This window comes from Massilia sp. X63 (assembly GCF_041023745.1).
In the GTDB taxonomy this organism is placed as follows: Bacteria; Pseudomonadota; Gammaproteobacteria; order Burkholderiales; family Burkholderiaceae_D; genus Telluria.
Window position 1 is genome coordinate 61312 of the sequence record NZ_JBFTEF010000012.1, and the last position, 15967, is coordinate 77278.

A 15967-nucleotide genomic window follows, 5' to 3' on the forward strand; every position below is an offset into this window, starting at 1 on the left:
AATAGCATGACTCATCCGGTAATGGTACCGGTACCGAAGGAAAACGATGTCCAGTCCATCCAACGATATTTCCCGCAATGGCTCTCCGGTGGTCCGCGAGATGCGGGTGATCCCGGTCGCAGGCCGGGACAGCATGCTGCTGAATCTCTCCGGCGCCCACGGCCCTTACTTCACGCGCAACCTGGTGATCCTCACAGACAGCGCCGGCAATACCGGCGTCGGCGAAGTGCCAGGGGGCGAAGCCATCCGCCAGACCCTGGAAGATGCCCGTCCGCTGGTCGTCGGCCAGCAGGTCGGCAATGTCCATGCGATCCTCAACCGGGCACGCGCCGCCTTTGCCGGCCGCGACGCCGGCGGGCGCGGGAACCAGACCTTCGACCTGCGCGTCGCGATCCACGCCGTCACCGCGCTGGAATCCGCGCTGCTCGACCTGCTCGGCCAGTTCCTCGACCTGCCGGTATGCGCATTGCTGGGCGATGGCCAGCAGCGCGAGCAGGTGGAGATGCTGGGCTACCTGTTCTACATCGGCGACCGCAAGGCCACCGACCTGGACTACGTCTGCGACCTCGACAATGACGATCCCTGGTTCCGCCTGCGCCACGAGCAGGCCATGAGCCCGGAGGCGGTGGTAGCCCTGGCCGAAGCTGCCTATGCGCGCTATGGCTTCCGCGATTTCAAGCTGAAGGGCGGAGTGCTGCGTGGCGAAGAGGAAATCGCCGCCGTCACCGCGCTGGCCGAGCGCTTCCCCGATGCCCGCGTGACGCTGGACCCGAACGGCGGCTGGCTGCTCAAGGACGCGATCCGGCTGTGCCGCGACCAGCACCATGTGCTGGCTTACGCCGAAGACCCTTGCGGTCCCGAGAACGGCTATTCGGGGCGCGAGACCATGGCCGAATTCCGTCGCGCCACCGGTCTGCCGACCGCCACCAACATGATCGCCACCGACTGGCGCGAGCTCGGGCATGCGGTCCAGCTGCAGTCGGTCGACATCCCGCTGGCCGATCCGCACTTCTGGACCATGCAGGGTTCCGTGCGCGTGGCCCAGCTATGCAATGAATGGGGCCTGACCTGGGGTTCGCATTCGAACAACCACTTCGACGTCTCGCTCGCCATGTTCACGCATGTGGCTGCGGCGGCGCCCGGCAAGATTACCGCAATCGATACCCACTGGATCTGGCAGGACGGCCAATACCTGACGCGTAATCCCCTGCAGATTCAGGGCGGCAAAGTCGCCGTGCCGACGGCGGCCGGCCTCGGCGTGGAACTCGACATGGATGCCGTCGAGGCGGCGCACCAGGCCTACCGCAACATGGGCCTGGGCGCGCGCAACGACGCCGTCGCAATGCAATACCTGATCCCGGGGTGGAGCTTCGATCCGAAACGCCCTTGCCTGGTGCGATAGCGCACCGCGCCACCAACTAAAACTATTCAAACAGCAGCGCAATTGGAGGAGTCAACAATGAAGCATCATTCGTCCCGTCCCACGGTGAAGTGTTCGGTCATCGCCATCCATTCCGCACTGGCGGCGCTCGGCGCGCTCGCAATCTCTGTGCCGGTACATGCGCAGACCGAGGCAAGCGCTCCCGCCGCACCTGTCGAATCCCAGTCCCCTGCCGCCGTTCCTGCAGGGCCGTTGCCCGCGCCCGCCGAAGCCGCAGCCTCTGCAACAGGCGCGGTGCAATCGGTCGTCGTGTCCGCCTCCCGCATCGACCGAGCAGGCTATTCTGCCCCCACGCCCACGGTAAGCATTGGCGCTGCGGCCCTGGAACAGCGCGCCACCGTCAACATCGGCGACATCCTCAACGAGATTCCGTCGTTCCGGGGCAGCCAGACGCCTGCGGGCGGCGGGATCGGCAACACCGGCCAGACCCTTGCCGACCTTCGAGGCCTTGGCGCAACGCGAACGCTCGTCCTGCTCGATCGTCACCGGCTTCCGCAGACCAATAACGGCGCCGGGATCGACATGAGCATGATTCCAACCGTCTTGATCCGCACTGTCGACGTGGTGACGGGCGGCGCATCCGCCTCGTACGGGTCCGACGCTGTCTCGGGTGTCGTCAATATCGTTCTGAACGACCAGCTCCAGGGCGTGAAAGGCAACGTGCAATACGGCGCGACGCGCTACAACGACGCCAGGGACACCTTTGCCAGCCTTGCGTGGGGCGGCAGTTTCGCGGGCGGCAAGGGGCATGTGGTCGTTGGCGGTGAGTACAACAAGAACACCGGCACCGACATTTACAACGACGAGCGTGCGTGGGGCAGGGATAGCTACATCAACTGGGCGTTTCCCAATCGCGCGGCCGGCGTGCCTGCCAACATCATCGGCAAGAACGGGCTGGTGGGCAACGGCACGACCGGCGGTCTGATTCGCACCAACGGTCCTCTGCTGGGCCTGGCCTTCGTCAAGGCGCCGAATGGGGCCACGACGACTGCACGATTCTCGCAGGGTCAGTACGGCAATCTGCTCACGTCTCAGGATGTCTTCACCGATGAGGCCAGGGCCGCCAACGCGGCGGCCGGCATCACCCACCGGTATCCGCTCCAGCTTCGTCCGCAGCTGGAACGTGCCAACTTCCTGACCAAGGTAACGTACGAATTCAGCGATCGTCTCAGCGCCTACGTCCAGCCCCTGTTCTCACACACGCGAAGTGGCAATATCCTTATTGCACGACGTGATGGCGCCGGTGCCGGCCCTACGCTGCCCATCGCGCGCGACAATGCCTATCTGATGCAAGCCCTGACGCCGGCGCAGCTGGCACTCGTTCCTGCCACAGGTATTGCGATCGGCTATCTTGGCAATGACTTCGGTCCTGTGCAAAGGGACGTGTCCCACGATACCAGCTATATTTCGACCGGGCTCCAGGGTAAGTTCGGCGAGACTTGGGAATGGGACATTTCGTATCAGAATGGTCGCGACAAGGCTGATACAGAATATTCGAACAACATGATCAACGCCAACTTCCGGAACGCGATCGATGCCGTAACGGTCAACGGCCAGGTGGTCTGTCGCAACGCCGCGGCCCGCGCTGCGGGATGCGAGCCGTTGAACATTCTTGGCCAGGCGAGCGGCTCGCCAGGCGCGTTTAACTACATTCGGGGCACTTCAAGCGGCAGAACCGTTTCGCGCGTGAGCGAGTTCTCGGCCAACGTGCAAGGCGAGCCGTTCTCGAACTGGGCGGGTCCGGTCTCGGTCGGCGCCGGCCTCGAACGCCGCAAGGAATCGCTCGCGACGACGGTCGATCCACTTTCGCAGGCGGGCGGCTGGCTGACGGGGGCAGGGAGCAATTTGAATTCCGCGAGCGTCACCGTCAAGGAAGTGTATGCCGAGACGATCGTGCCCTTGCTGAAGGATAAGCCGTTCGCCAGGACGCTCGACCTCAACGGCGCGGTGCGCCGCACCGACTACAGCAGCTCGGGCATGGTCACCACGTGGAAGGGCGGCCTGAGCTGGGAGCCGAGTCCCGATTTCCGCCTGCGCGGCACCCGGTCGCGCGACATCCGTGCACCTAACTTGGTCGAACTCTACACGCCGGCTACGCCGAACCTGCCTTTGCCGGCCGATCCGCGCCCAGGCGTCGCGCCGATCACCAACGCGGCCGGGGTGACCGTCGGCGGAAATCCCGACCTGAAACCGGAAATTTCCAACACCCTCACGGTTGGAGTGGTGTTCCAGCCGACCTACCTGAAGCGCCTGAGTGTCTCGGCAGATTATTACCGCATCAACATCAACGGCGCGATCACCGCCACCCCCACCCAGAATGTGGTCAACAACTGCCTGCAGGGTGGCGTCTATAGCGGAAACGCGTATTGCTCACTGATCAGCTTCGCCAACAACGACACGGTGAGAGGCCAGATCACGGGGATTCGGGGAACGACCGCCAACGTGGCAGAGTTCCTGACCCGCGGCGTCGACATGCAGATGACCTACAGGCAACCGCTTGGCGAGTTGAGCTCAGCACTTGCCGGAACGCTCGCCGTCAATATCCAAGGCACGCGCGTCTTCGAGTACCGGACCTCGACGGATGTCTCGGCACTTTATCCGGAGGGGATCAATCGCGCCGGCCAGACCGGCGCCGGATTCGGAGGCCCGGCCGGCTTGCCGAAATGGATGTGGACGACGGCGCTCGACTACAAGTGGAAGCGTCTGTCGCTGAACGGCCAGGTACGTTTCATCAGCCGAGGGCATCAGAACAACGGATTCATCGGCCCGGACGAACCCGGCTACACCCCGGCAGCCGTCAACAGCGTCAACAACAACATGATTCCGTCCTACACACTCGTGAACGTGGGAGCGAGTTACGACTTCGGCGAGGATGCCGGACGCCGCGAGCTCTACTTCACCGTCAATAACCTGCTGGACCGCGCCCCACCGCCGCCGGCCAACCAGAACGCCTACTACGACCTCGCCGGACTGACGGTCAAGGCTGGTGTGCGGTTCAGCTTCTAGTCATCTAGCAGGGAGCCCGATCGTCAATGGTCGGGTTCCAGGCGATGGGATGTCGATACCAGGGACAGTAATTCAATCATGTCGTTAAGGTAGCTGGATGACGAAACCATTCAAGAAAATCCTGTTCACCGGCGCGGCCGGCAAGCTCGGCCAACGCCTGCGTGAACATCTGCATCAATTTGCCGACATCGTTCGACTGTCGGACATGGCCGATTGCGGTCCCGCTCGCCCGGGCGAAGAGATAGTCCAGTGCGACCTGGCCGACCGGGACGCAGTGTTCAGGATGTGCGAAGGCGTGGACGCCATCCTGCACTTCGGTGGTGTCTCCACCGAGCTCGAATTCGAGCCGATCATGCAGGCCAACATCCTGGGACTGGTCAACTTGTACGAAGCTGTCCACAAGCTGGGTATCCGTCGGGTGGTGTTCGCCAGTACCAACCATACCATGGGCATGTACCGGACTACCGATTCCGTCGACGCCACCATGCCCACCCGCGCCGACGGCTATTACGGGGTCTCGAAGGTTTTCGGCGAATCGCTATCGCGCTACTACTGGGACCGGTTCGGCATCGAGACCGTATGCCTGCGTATCGGCTACTGCTGGCCAGAGCCGACCAACTACCGGCAAATGGTGACCTGGCTTGGCCTCGACGACCTGGTGCAGTTGCTTCGCAGGTCGCTGATGACACCACGTGTCGGCCACACGATCGCCTTCGGCGTCTCGGACAATCCCGGCCGCTGGTGGGACGACCGGCACTCGCGCCATCTGGCTTACCGCCCGACGCAGAGTGCGAGCGCATTTGCCCACTTGATTCCCGAGGCCGTCGACTGGTCCGATCCACGCGACGTCACGTTGACGCACCAAGGGGGCGTGTTCCTGACAAATGGCCCCAGGTACAAGCCCACGTGATGACATCCGATACCAACAATCCGCCTGGACATGAACCCGGGCGCCGCCGCCGGCGTCACGGCGGCCTGACCCTACGCGATGTCGCCAAACTGGCCGGCGTGGCGCCAATCACGGCTTCGCGCGCGCTGAACACACCGGAAACCGTGTCGCCGGAGATCCTGGCGCGGGTGCGCGAGGCCGTCGAACGCACCGGCTATGTGCCGAACATCCTGGCCGGTGGCCTGGCGTCCCGCCAAACCCGGCTGGTGGCAGCGGTCGTGCCCACCATTTCCAGCCCGGTCTTCCTGGAGATGATCGAGGCCCTGACGCGCTCGCTCACCGCCGCCGGCTACCAGTTGATGCTTGGGCAGAGCGGCTACGCGGACTCGCATGAAGACGAACTGCTGGAAGCGATCATCGGGCGGCGCGCCGATGGCGTGGTCCTGACCGGGGTGATGCGCTCGCCGCTGGCCCGGCGTCGGCTGCTTGCCAGCGGCATCCCGGTGGTCGAGACCTGGGACCTGACACCGACACCGATCGATATGCTGGTTGGCTTCTCGCACAGCCGGCTCGGCAGCGCGGTCGCGGCCTACCTGCACGGGCGCGGCCGGCGCCGGGTGGCCCTCATCAGCGCCAACGACGAGCGCGCGCGCCAACGTAGCACCGCCTTCATCCAGACCGCGCAGGCACTCAAACTCGCAGGCCCGGATGGCCAGGTCCCGGCCTGCTATGTCGGGGCGCCAACGACGGTCGGGCATGGCCGCAGCGGCCTGCGCGAGCTGCTGGCGGCGCATCCCGACATCGACGCCGTATTCTGCAGTTCCGACATGCTGGCCATGGGCGTGCTGAACGAGGCGCACGCGCAGGGAATCGATGTGCCGGGACGACTCGGCGTGATCGGCCTGGGCGACCAGAGCTTCGCGCGCGACCTGCATCCGTCGCTGACCACGGTGCGCATCGACGGCAACGTGATCGGCGAAACGGCTGCGCATTTCATCCTCGAGCGTATCGCTGGGCGGCGCATTGCAGACCCCATCTGCGATATTGGATTCACGATCGTCGAGCGTTCCACTATTTAATTGAACCACATAACAGAAAGGACTCATATGCAGCGCTCGCCCAATGCTCTTTCCAGGACCATCCTCGCGGCGCTCGCGGGATTGCTCATCCTCAGCCCCGTCTGCGTCTTGGCGCAGACGGGCGGCACGCCGATCCCGGTGCCATCGGCGCCTACTGAAATCCGGCTCTATCCAGGTGTCGCGCCAGGATCGGAAGGCGCAACCCACACCGAACAGTGGACCCAGTTCGCGGACGGACGCAGGGCACGCAATGTCGTTGTTCCGATGCTCATTCCAGTGCTGCCCCCTGCCGGCAAGGCCAACGGGACGGCGGTCATCGTCGCGCCCGGCGGCGCGTTCCGACTGCTATCGATGGATAATGAAGGTCATCTGGTCGCGAACTGGCTCGCACAGCGCGGCGTGAGTGCCTACATCCTGAAATACCGCCTGGTGGAGACGCCGGCCAAGGAAGAAGACTTCATCCGGGCGCGGCAGCAGGGTGCGGCGTCAGGTAAACCCATCGGCACCTTTCCCCTGGCAGTCGAAGATGGCCGCCGAGCCGTGCAGCTGGTCCGCGAGAATGCCGCGCGCTGGGGGCTGCGTGCGGGGCGCATCGGGATGATCGGGTTTTCGGCCGGGGCAATGACGACGCTCGAGGTGGTATCGGGGCCCGGCGCCGCCACCCGCCCAGACTTCGCGGCGATGATCTATGGCCCGATGAGCGCACGGGAGGTCAGCGCCGATGCACCGCCGGTGTTCCTGGCGCTGGCGGCTGACGACCCCTTGTTTGCCAATGGCGATTTCGGCCTGGTGAGTTCCTGGAAAAAGGCTGGAAGGCCGGTCGAGCTGCACTTCTATGAGCGCGGAGGTCACGGTTTCGGGATGAAGAAGCAAGGACTGAGCAGCGATGTCTGGCCGGAGCAGTTCTGGACCTGGATGCGCATGCGTGGACTGGTCGACGGGTGAAACACTGGCCGGTGGGGCACGCCAGCCGGCCTTCGCGCCGACTGTTCAGGCGGACATGCGCTGGCGCGGCAGGGGATGGACCTGTCCTGCCGGCGCGGTCGCCATCGCAGTAGCCGACATGTTCCTGGCCGGTTCGGCGTCCGCGATCTCCAACAGCATCTTGCGCAGCCAGAGGTGGGATGGATCGCGGTCGAGGAAGCGGTTCCACTGCATGCACATTTCCAGCTTTGGAAACGCAATCGGCGGCGCAATCAGGCGGATCGGGTAATAGCAGGCCAGCATGCGCGCCAGGCGAGTGTGCATGGTCGCGATGCGATTGGTGCCGATCACGAAGTGCGGAATGCTGGTGAAATTGGTCGTCGAGACCTCGATCCGCCGGTCGTAGCCGCTGTCCTTGAGGAAGCTCTCTTCAAAGCTGGTCAGCGAAGTGCCGAAGCGTGAGGACACGTGGCCGAGCTGCATGTACTGGTCTACCGAAAGACTGTCACCGACCAGCTTGTTGCCGGTCCAGACGATGCAGGTGTAGGTTTCTTCGAACAGCGGTGCAGTCGGCTGCGACTCCGACAGGAACTTGCTTGGCAATATCACCAGTTCGACCTCGCCGCGCTCGAGCTGTTCCGCGGGCGTCGATGTCGTCGCCGAGATCTCGATGGAAATACCCGGTGCGTCTTCACTGATCCGGCGTCCGAGTTCGCCCAACAGGACGGTCGAGGCAAAGTCGGAGGCGAAGATGCGAAATTCCCGGGTGGCGGTTGCCGGGGCAAACTCCGGCTTGATCTCGATGGTCCGCTGGATCTGCAGCAATACGTCGCGCACCGGCTCGGTCAGGCTGACGGCCAGCGGCGTAAGAATCAGATTGCGGCCGACCGGCACCAGCAGTTCGTCCTTGAAATAGTCACGCAGGCGGGCCAGCACGCCACTGGTAGCCGACTGGCTCAGGTTCAGGCGCCGGGATGCACGGGTGATGCTTTTTTCGCTCAGCAGCGCGTCGAGCGCGACCAGCAAATTGAGGTCGAGGCGATTGAAACGCATGGTGTCTCCTTGTTCTCGGCGTGCGTGTCGTGCCGCAACGCTCTTGTTGGCCGATCATGCCACACTGACGAGGATACGTCACCGCTTTCTGCGCCCTGATCCTGGCCCTTGGGGCCGGTAGCGTCTTGGATTTTTCGATAGCAGCTATCGGCGCGGACGATGTGACACGGCGCCGGACTCGGTCTCGCGCAGCGCCAGCCGGTATTCCGTGGGCGAGACCCCCATCAGTTTCTTAAACAGACGGCTGAAATAGGCCGGGTCCTGGAAGCCCAGTTCGTAGGCGATGCTGGCCACGCCAGCCGGCACGTAGGTCAGTTTGCGGCAGGCTTCCAGTAGCAGGCGTTGCTGCGCAATCTCGAAGGCCGACTTGCCGGCCAGTTTCAGGCACAGGCGGTTCAGGCGGGTGGGCGAGATGTGCAGCACATCTGCGTATTGCCCGACCTGCCACTGTTCCTTGTAGCGGCGCTCGACCTCGGCGCGGAAGCGGCTGAACAGCTCGAAATCGTCGCGTCCGCCGCGGTCGGCGATGCGGTGCTCGGCCTGCACCCGTATCAAATTCAGCAGCACGCTGCGCGCCAGCCAGTCCAGCATCAGGGCGTGCCCGTGGCGTGGCCAGCTCGACTCCGCGACCAGGTGCTGCAGCAGCGCCTCGATCCGTGCGCGCATGTCGGGCGCGGCATCGAGGGCGATCGCGAGCGGCTGGACGAACAGTGAGGAGAACAGGTCGCCACCGTCGAACAGCAGGTTCTGGTCGATGGTCAGCACGTAACCATGGGCCTCTTCGGAGAAGTCGAAGCCATGTGCCAGCGACGGATGGATCGTCAGCGCCACAGGTCCTTCGCATTCCCACAGGTCGCCGTCGATGCTCGCCCTGACCTGGCCGCCCAATAAAAAAAGTACCTGAAACAGCCCCGCATGGATGTGGGTGCCGATATGCCAGTCGTACTGGCGGCTGCGCGTTTCAATCAGTTCCACGTGCACCCCTTCGGCATCCGCGCCCCGTGTGGACTCGCCGTACAGGGCGAAGATGGGAATCTCGGAAGGCGCAGCGTTGACGATCAGTGGCATGTGACGGTGACGGACTGAAAAATCGGCGTGTAAAAATAGTACAAGTATTTTCCGGTTTGATCCATTCTTGTCTGCGCAGACGAACACTACGATGGTCTCATACAACACACATCGGAGACATCGACATGCGTACCCAGGTCGCCATCATCGGCGCCGGCCCCGCCGGCCTTCTGCTTTCCCACTTGCTGCACCTGAACGGTATCGAATCGGTGGTGCTGGAGTCGCGCAGCCGGGCGGATATCGAATCCACCATCCGCGCCGGCGTGCTGGAGCAGGGCAGCATGGACATCCTCGACGAGGCCGGAATCGGCGAACGCATGCGCAAACAGGGCGCGCTGCACCACGGCTTCGAGTTGGCCTTTGGCGGCGGGCGCCACCGCATCGACCTGCTTGAGCTGACCGGCAAGGCCATCGCGGTCTACCCGCAGCACGAGGTGATCATCGACCTGGTGGCGGCGCGCGTGGCGGCTGGGGCGCAGCCGCTGTTCGAGACCAGCGAGGTGGCGCTGCATGACATCGATGGCGCGCGCCCCGCCGTCAGCTTCATGCACCAGGGCGAGGCGGGGCGCATCGAAGCCGACTTCGTGATCGGTTGCGATGGTTACCACGGCGTCTCGCGCCCGATGATCCCGCAAGGCGTGCGCGAGGAGTTCCAGCGGGTCTATCCCTTCGGCTGGTTCGGCATCCTGGTCGAGTCGGCGCCGTCCTCGAATGAACTCATCTACGCCCAGCACGAGCGCGGCTTCGCCCTGGTCAGCACGCGTTCGCCGACGGTGCAGCGCCTGTATTTCCAGTGCGATCCGAAGGACAAGGTCGAGAACTGGTCCGACGACCGCATCTGGAACGAACTGCATGCGCGCCTCGAACACAAGGATGGCTGGAAGCTCAATGAAGGCCGCATCTTTCAGAAGGGGATCATCGGCATGCGCAGCTTCGTATGCGCACCGATGCGCCACGGATGCCTGTTCCTGGCCGGCGACGCCGCCCACATCGTGCCGCCAACCGGCGCCAAGGGGATGAACCTGGCGATCTCGGACGTGAAGCTGTTGTCGCGCGCGCTGTCCGCGTTCTACCGCAGCGGACATCAAGGGCTGCTGGAGCGCTATTCGGAAGAGGCGCTCAAGCGGGTCTGGCGCGCCGAGTACTTCTCGTGGTGGATGACCCGGCTGCTGCACACCTTCGCCGACGCCACGCCGTTCGAGCGCAGGATGCAGCAAGCGGAACTCGAGAACCTGGTGGCATCGCGCGCGATGCGCACGGCGCTTGCCGAGAATTACGTTGGAGCGTTCTGACCTGGCTCCGGAGGCAGCAGGGCAGCCGGCGCCAGCCTGGCCAGCAGTTCCGCCATCGCCTTCTGGGTTTCGGTGGCGGGGCGGTGCGCGTGGGTAGCGATATACAGGCGCGAGGCAAGCCGTGGTTCGCCGATGCGGCGCATGGCGTAGCGTTCCGGATGCGCTGCCGTCAGCACGGCATGCCGGGTCAGGACGGCACAACCCGCGCCGTCGGCCACCAGGTCGAGGATCGCCGCCACACCGTCGATCTCCAGCGCGATGCGGGGCAGGACGCCCAGGTTGATCAATTCGTTTTCGACCTGCATGCGGATGGCATTCGGCCGGCTCGGGATGATCAAATGCAGATCCGCCAGTTCTGCCAGTCTGGCTGTCTTGCCTGCTGGTGCATCGGCGCGCCGCTGAACCAGCAACAGCTCCTCTTCCAGTAGCGGCACCAGGTGCAGGTCGGGCGAGGGTTGCGCATTGTGCAACAAGGCGATATCGAGCTTGCCGGACACCAGCGCCTGGGCCATCGGCGCGGACAGACCTTCCGTGATCGCCAGGGTCCCCTCCGGCATGCGGCTGCGAAATTCGCGCGAGATCGGCACCGTCAATACCTTGGACACGGTCGGCGGCAGCCCGAGCGCCACGCTGCCGGCCAGCGAACCACGGACCCGCGACAGTTCCTCGCGCAGGCGCTCGACCTGGTGCAGCACGCCGCGACTGTGCTCCAGCAAGACCTGGCCGGCCTCGGTCAGGGTCACGCCGCGGCCGTTGCGCACCAGGAGGTGCTGGCGCAGCTCGAGTTCCAGCATCCGCACCTGGCGGCTCAGCGCAGGCTGGGCAATGTCGAGCATCACGGATGCGCGCGAGAAACTGCCCAGTTCCGCGACCCGCACGAAGTAGGCGAGCTGTTTCAGGTCCATGCGAGCGTATCCATTAGTTCAAGGTAAGTACTGATGATATAGCAAAACGGCATAGCTGCTAGTGGATGCGGGCACTAGGTCCGGGCCGGAGCGAGGAGCACAATCCTTACCATCATGCAAAAGCCAATCCCTGCCTTGTTCATGCGCGGCGGCACCTCGCGCGGCCCTTTCTTCCTCGAGTCGGACCTGCCCCTCGACGGCGCCGGGCGCGACCGCGTGCTGCTGGCTGTGATGGGTTCGCCAGACCCGCGCCAGATCGACGGCCTGGGCGGCGCCCACCCGCTCACCAGCAAGGTCGGCATCGTGCGCAGGAGCGCGGTCCCCGGCGTCGACCTGGATTTCCTGTTCGCCCAGCTGCAGCCCGACAAGGACACGGTCGACACCACGCCGAATTGCGGCAACATGCTGGCGGCCGTGGTGCCGTTCGCGCTCGAGCGCGGCATCGTGCCGGTGCAGGGCGAGACCACGACCTTGCGGGTGCTGACCCTGAACACCGACATGCAGTGCGACATCACCGTGCAGACGCCGGGCGGCCGAGTGTCCTACGAAGGCGAGGCGCGCATCGACGGCGTGCCCGGAACGTCGGCGCCGATCAGCATCGACTTCCTCGACACCGCGGGTTCTGTGTGCTCTAGCCTGCTCCCGACCGGGAATGCGCGCGACACCATCGACGGCATCGAGGTCACCTGCATCGACAACGGCATGCCGCTGGTGCTGCTGCGCGCCGGCGACGTCGGGCGCAGCGGCTATGAAGACGTGGCGGAGCTGAACGCCGATACGGAACTGAAGGCGCGCATCGAGCGCCTGCGCATCGCATGCGGCCATGCGATGGGCCTGGGCGACGTCAGCAGCAAGAACTACCCGAAGATGACCCTGATCGCGGCGCCCCGGAGGGGCGGCAGCCTGGCCACCCGCAGCTTCATCCCGCACGTGTGCCACGACGCCATCGGCGTACTGGCCGCCGTTACGGTCGCCACCGCCTGCGTATTGCCGGGCACCGTGGCCGAGGGCCAGGCGGTGATGCCCGAGGGCGCCGTGAAGACCGTGTCGGTCGAGCACCCGACCGGCGAGTTCTCGGTCGAACTGGAACTCGATCCGCTTGACCCGCACAAGGTCGTCCGCGCTGCATTGCTGCGTACGGCCCGCCTGATCATGCGCGGTGAAGTGATGGTGCCATCGAGCCTGTTTTAATCGCTAAACAACAATCACATCCCATGAACAGCCCACTCATCATCGACATCCACGGCCACTACACGACCGCGCCCAAGGCGCTGGAAGACTGGCGCAACCAGCAGATCGCCGGCATCAAGGACCCTGCGGCCAGGCCGCGCGTCGCCGACCTGGTGATTTCCGACGACGAGCTGCGTGAGACCATCGAAGCGAACCAGCTGCGCCTGATGCGCGAGCGTGGCAGCGACCTGACCGTGTTCAGCCCGCGCGCCAGCTTCATGGCCCACCACATCGGCGACTTCGAGGTGTCCTCGACCTGGGCCGCGATCTGTAATGAACTGTGCTACCGCGTGAGCCGGCTGTTCCCGGACAGCTTCGTGCCGGCGGCGATGCTGCCGCAGTCGCCCGGCGTCGATCCGGCCACCAGCATTGCCGAGCTCGAGAAATGCGTGAAGGAGTATGGCGCGGTCGCGATCAACCTGAACCCGGACCCCTCGGGCGGGCACTGGACCTCGCCGCCGCTGACCGACCCGCACTGGTTCCCGATCTACGAGAAGATGGTCGAGTACGACATCCCGGCGATGATCCACGTCTCGACCAGCTGCAATGCCTGCTTCCACACGACCGGCGCACATTACATCAATGCCGATACCACGGCCTTCATGCAGCTGCTGTCGGGCGACCTGTTCGCGCGCTTCCCGACCCTAAAGTTCATCATCCCGCACGGCGGCGGCGCCGCACCCTACCACTGGGGGCGCTACCGCGGCCTGGCGCAGGAGATGAAGAAGCCGCTGCTGCAGGACCACCTGCTCAACAACATCTTCTTCGACACCTGCGTCTACCACCAGCCGGGAATCGATCTCTTGACGAAGGTGATTCCGGTCGAGAACGTGCTGTTCGCGTCCGAGATGATCGGCGCGGTGCGCGGCATCGATCCGGAAACCGGCCACTACTACGACGACACCAAGCGCTACATCGAGGCAGCCGCGCTGAGCGATGAGGAACGCTACAAGATCTTTGAAGGCAACGCGCGCCGGGTCTACCCGCGCCTGGACGCCGCATTGAAACAAAAAGGACGCTGAACATGACGACTCCCCACATCAACCTGCTTGGCATCGTCAAGCGCGCTATCACCCGCGCCGACCGCGCCGCCGCCGACACCCTCGGCCGGCTGGGCGCCGCCACCGTGCACGAAGCAATGGGGCGCGTAGGCCTGTTAAAACCCTATATGCGGCCGATCTACGCCGGCAAGCAGGTATCGGGCACGGCCGTCACCGTGCTGCTGCACCCGGGCGACAACTGGATGATGCACGTGGTGGCGGAACAGATCCAGCCGGGCGACATCGTGGTGGCGGCCATTACGGCCGAATGCACCGACGGCTATTTCGGCGACCTGTTGGCCACCAGCTTCATGGCGCGCGGCGCCAAGGCCCTGGTGATCGATGCCGGCGTGCGCGACGTGCGCGTGCTGCAGGAGATGGGCTTCCCGGTGTGGAGCAAGTCGATCAGCGCCAAGGGCTGCATCAAGTCGACGCTGGGTTCGGTGAACATCCCAGTGATCTGCGCCGGGGCCCTGGTCAACCCGGGCGACGTGATCGTGGCGGACGACGATGGCGTGGTGGTGGTGCCGGCAGCCGACGCCGTGCGCGTGGCCGAAGTGGCGAGCAAACGCGAGGCGCTGGAAGAAGAGAAGCGGACCAAGCTTGCGGCGGGCGTGCTGGGCCTGGATATGTACAACATGCGCGGCCCGCTGGAAGCGGCAGGTCTGCGTTACATCGACTGAACCATGAAGCAGGAAACCCTTTTCGAGAGGACGCCCGGCTGGCTGGACTGGTATTCCGGCCCGAGCAAGCCGGCCTACCAGCTGCCGGCGGGGGCAGTCGACGCCCATTGCCACGTGTTCGGCCCCGGCGCCGAGTTTGCCTACGCGCCCGAGCGCAAATACACCCCCTGCGACGCCAGCAAGGCGCAGCTGTTCGCGCTGCGCGACCACCTCGGTTTTGCCCGCAACGTGGTCGTGCAGGCCACCTGCCACGGCGCCGACAACCGCGCCATGGTCGACGCCTGCCTGGCATCGCAGGGCAGGGCGCGCGGCGTGGCCACCGTGCGGCGCTCGGTGAGCGATGAGGAATTGCAGTCCATGCACGATGCAGGCGTGCGCGGCGTACGTTTCAATTTCGTCAAGCGCCTGGTTGATTTTACCCCGAAGGACGAGCTGCTGGAGATCGCCGGGCGCGTTGCGACGCTTGGCTGGCATGTGGTGGTGTACTTCGAGGCCCAGGACCTGTCCGAGTTGTGGGACTTCTTCAGCGCGATTCCCACCACGGTCGTGGTCGACCACATGGGACGACCGGATGTGAGCAAGGACATCGACGGTCCGGAGTTTGCGCTGTTCCTGAAATTCATGCGCGAACACCCGAATATCTGGAGCAAGGTAAGCTGTCCGGAGCGGCTGAGCGTGACCGGGCCGAAGGCGCTGGACGGCGAGCGTGTCCCCTACCGCGACGTGATCCCGTTCGCGCGCCGCGTCGTGGAAAGCTTCCCCGACCGCGTGCTGTGGGGCACCGACTGGCCGCACCCTAACCTGAAGGACCACATGCCCGACGATGGCTTGCTGGTGGATTTCATCCCACACATTGCGCCAACATACGCGCTTCAGCACAAACTGCTGGTGGCGAACCCGATGCGTCTCTACTGGCCAGAGGAGACCGCCGATGGCGCTCGATAAACCCTACCGGGACGTCCCCGGCACCATCATCTTCGACGCCGAACAGTCGCGCAAGGGATACTGGCTGAACCAGTTCTGCATGTCGCTGATGAAGGCCGAAAACCGCGAACGCTTCAAGGCCGACGAACGCGCCTACCTGGACACCTGGCCGATGACGGAAGAGCAGAAGCAGGCCGTGCTTGCGCGCGACCTGAACTGGTGCATCCGCCTAGGTGGCAACATCTACTTCCTCGCCAAGATCGGCGCCACCGACGGCAAGAGCTTCCAGCAGATGGCCGGATCGATGACCGGCATGAGCGAGGAGGCGTACCGCAACATGATGATTGGCGGCGGCCGTTCGGTCGAAGGCAACCGCTATCTGGGCGAGGACGGCGACGCCCAGCCGCATCGCCAGCCTCAAGGAAAGAACTGA

Annotated in this window: 14 protein-coding genes; 11 read left to right on the forward strand and 3 right to left on the reverse strand. The window is 64.6% G+C overall.

Going from position 1 to position 15967, the window contains the following annotated elements:
* Window positions 1–46 precede the first annotated feature (46 nt).
* The 5 genes from gudD to AB3347_RS20405 all read left to right on the forward strand — a co-directional run bounded on the left by gudD (window position 47) and on the right by AB3347_RS20405 (window position 7360).
* A complete protein-coding gene (gene gudD / locus AB3347_RS20385) occupies window positions 47–1402 on the forward strand; it encodes a glucarate dehydratase (RefSeq protein WP_369093544.1) in 1356 nt (451 codons plus the stop codon).
* Between the two features lie 57 nt (window positions 1403–1459).
* Window positions 1460–4447, forward strand: a complete 2988-nt coding sequence (locus tag AB3347_RS20390; RefSeq protein WP_369093545.1) for a TonB-dependent receptor — start codon at window positions 1460–1462, stop codon at window positions 4445–4447.
* Between the two features lie 97 nt (window positions 4448–4544).
* Complete coding sequence (locus tag AB3347_RS20395) at window positions 4545–5357, forward strand: NAD-dependent epimerase/dehydratase family protein (RefSeq protein WP_369093546.1); 813 nt, start codon at window positions 4545–4547, stop codon at window positions 5355–5357.
* Window positions 5357–6415 carry a LacI family DNA-binding transcriptional regulator gene (locus AB3347_RS20400; protein ID WP_369093547.1) on the forward strand — a complete coding sequence of 353 codons (1059 nt, stop codon included), beginning with the start codon at window positions 5357–5359 and terminating at the stop codon, window positions 6413–6415. Before AB3347_RS20395 ends, AB3347_RS20400 begins: the two co-directional genes overlap by 1 nt.
* 27 nt (window positions 6416–6442) lie before the next feature.
* Window positions 6443–7360 (forward strand): alpha/beta hydrolase, encoded by a 918-nt coding sequence (locus AB3347_RS20405; RefSeq protein ID WP_369093548.1) that lies wholly within the window; start codon window positions 6443–6445, stop codon window positions 7358–7360.
* Between the two features lie 45 nt (window positions 7361–7405).
* Here the strand turns inward: AB3347_RS20405 and AB3347_RS20410 are convergent, their stop codons facing one another.
* Together AB3347_RS20410 and AB3347_RS20415 are read right to left on the reverse strand one after the other, a co-directional pair.
* On the reverse strand, window positions 7406–8392 hold the full coding sequence (locus AB3347_RS20410) for a LysR family transcriptional regulator (protein WP_369093549.1): 987 nt from the start codon (window positions 8390–8392) through the stop codon (window positions 7406–7408).
* 144 nt (window positions 8393–8536) lie between these two features.
* Window positions 8537–9460: a helix-turn-helix domain-containing protein gene (locus tag AB3347_RS20415; protein ID WP_369093550.1), complete on the reverse strand. Its 924-nt coding sequence runs from the start codon at window positions 9458–9460 to the stop codon at window positions 8537–8539.
* 125 nt (window positions 9461–9585) lie between these two features.
* On the opposite strand from AB3347_RS20415, the gene AB3347_RS20420 reads away from it, so the two are divergent.
* Entirely contained in the window at window positions 9586–10752 is a 1167-nt protein-coding gene (locus AB3347_RS20420) for a 4-hydroxybenzoate 3-monooxygenase (protein WP_369093551.1), read from the forward strand.
* Here AB3347_RS20420 and AB3347_RS20425 read toward each other — a convergent pair.
* Entirely contained in the window at window positions 10734–11657 is a 924-nt protein-coding gene (locus tag AB3347_RS20425) for a LysR substrate-binding domain-containing protein (protein WP_369093552.1), read from the reverse strand. The genes AB3347_RS20420 and AB3347_RS20425 overlap by 19 nt on opposite strands.
* Window positions 11658–11771: 114 nt before the next feature.
* Here AB3347_RS20425 and AB3347_RS20430 point away from each other — a divergent pair, with 114 nt between their 5' ends.
* Genes AB3347_RS20430 through ligA form a run of 5 tightly spaced genes read left to right on the forward strand, consistent with a single transcriptional unit; the run spans window position 11772 to window position 15967 of the window.
* Window positions 11772–12848 (forward strand): 4-oxalomesaconate tautomerase, encoded by a 1077-nt coding sequence (locus tag AB3347_RS20430; protein ID WP_369093553.1) that lies wholly within the window; start codon window positions 11772–11774, stop codon window positions 12846–12848.
* A 23-nt stretch (window positions 12849–12871) separates the two neighbouring features.
* Complete coding sequence (locus tag AB3347_RS20435) at window positions 12872–13909, forward strand: amidohydrolase family protein (RefSeq protein ID WP_369093554.1); 1038 nt, start codon at window positions 12872–12874, stop codon at window positions 13907–13909.
* A 17-nt stretch (window positions 13910–13926) separates the two neighbouring features.
* Window positions 13927–14610, forward strand: coding sequence for a 4-carboxy-4-hydroxy-2-oxoadipate aldolase/oxaloacetate decarboxylase (gene ligK, locus AB3347_RS20440; protein WP_369093611.1), 684 nt, complete (start codon window positions 13927–13929; stop codon window positions 14608–14610).
* A 3-nt stretch (window positions 14611–14613) separates the two neighbouring features.
* A complete protein-coding gene (locus AB3347_RS20445; protein ID WP_369093555.1) occupies window positions 14614–15555 on the forward strand; it encodes an amidohydrolase family protein in 942 nt (313 codons plus the stop codon).
* On the forward strand, window positions 15542–15967 hold the full coding sequence (gene ligA / locus AB3347_RS20450) for a protocatechuate 4,5-dioxygenase subunit alpha (RefSeq protein WP_369093556.1): 426 nt from the start codon (window positions 15542–15544) through the stop codon (window positions 15965–15967). The genes AB3347_RS20445 and ligA overlap by 14 nt, the downstream gene beginning before the upstream one ends.

Bases quoted from the DNA above. Each gene is read 5' to 3' on its own strand.
- AB3347_RS20405 (WP_369093548.1), top strand. From the start codon at position 6,443: ATGCAGCGCTCGCCCAATGCTCTTTCCAGGACCATCCTCGCGGCGCTC.
- AB3347_RS20410 (WP_369093549.1), bottom strand. From the start codon at position 8,392: ATGCGTTTCAATCGCCTCGACCTCAATTTGCTGGTCGCGCTCGACGCG.
- AB3347_RS20415 (WP_369093550.1), bottom strand. From the start codon at position 9,460: ATGCCACTGATCGTCAACGCTGCGCCTTCCGAGATTCCCATCTTCGCC.
- AB3347_RS20395 (WP_369093546.1), top strand. From the start codon at position 4,545: ATGACGAAACCATTCAAGAAAATCCTGTTCACCGGCGCGGCCGGCAAG.
- AB3347_RS20445 (WP_369093555.1), top strand. From the start codon at position 14,614: ATGAAGCAGGAAACCCTTTTCGAGAGGACGCCCGGCTGGCTGGACTGG.
- AB3347_RS20400 (WP_369093547.1), top strand. From the start codon at position 5,357: ATGACATCCGATACCAACAATCCGCCTGGACATGAACCCGGGCGCCGC.
- gudD (WP_369093544.1), top strand. From the start codon at position 47: ATGTCCAGTCCATCCAACGATATTTCCCGCAATGGCTCTCCGGTGGTC.
- AB3347_RS20430 (WP_369093553.1), top strand. From the start codon at position 11,772: ATGCAAAAGCCAATCCCTGCCTTGTTCATGCGCGGCGGCACCTCGCGC.
- ligA (WP_369093556.1), top strand. From the start codon at position 15,542: ATGGCGCTCGATAAACCCTACCGGGACGTCCCCGGCACCATCATCTTC.
- AB3347_RS20390 (WP_369093545.1), top strand. From the start codon at position 1,460: ATGAAGCATCATTCGTCCCGTCCCACGGTGAAGTGTTCGGTCATCGCC.
- AB3347_RS20435 (WP_369093554.1), top strand. From the start codon at position 12,872: ATGAACAGCCCACTCATCATCGACATCCACGGCCACTACACGACCGCG.
- AB3347_RS20425 (WP_369093552.1), bottom strand. From the start codon at position 11,657: ATGGACCTGAAACAGCTCGCCTACTTCGTGCGGGTCGCGGAACTGGGC.
- AB3347_RS20420 (WP_369093551.1), top strand. From the start codon at position 9,586: ATGCGTACCCAGGTCGCCATCATCGGCGCCGGCCCCGCCGGCCTTCTG.